Source organism: Curtobacterium sp. MCBA15_016, from assembly GCF_001865105.1.
GTDB lineage: Bacteria > Actinomycetota > Actinomycetes > Actinomycetales > Microbacteriaceae > Curtobacterium.
In genome coordinates, this window is sequence record NZ_MJGR01000038.1 from 6,120 (window position 1) to 6,426 (window position 307).

Sequence of the window (307 nt, forward strand, 5' to 3'; positions counted from 1 at the left end):
CGGCGGCGTGGACCTCGGCGGGATCATCGGCAAGGTGCTCCCGCTCGTCGCGCCGATCGTGTTGAGCAAGCTCGGGAACCAGAAGGCGGCGACGCAGTCGGGCGGTGGCGGGTTCGACATCGGCGGGCTGCTCGGGGGCTTCCTCGGCGGCGGATCCGGTGCGGCCGGCGGGGCGGGCGGCGGCAAGGGTGGCGGCGGCCTCGACGTCGGCGGCATCCTCGGCAGCCTGGGCGGCCTGCTCGGCGGCGGCAAGAAGTAGCGCGGCAGCGACGGCCGCCGGCCGCAGGGCGACCAGCAGACGGACGGG

General features: G+C 76.9%; 1 pseudogene. It reads left to right on the forward strand.

The features are described from left to right. Nucleotides 1-259 (forward strand): annotated as a pseudogene (locus BIV03_RS19835) (hypothetical protein); the annotation flags it as partial. Between the last annotated feature and the right edge of the window lie 48 nt (nucleotides 260-307).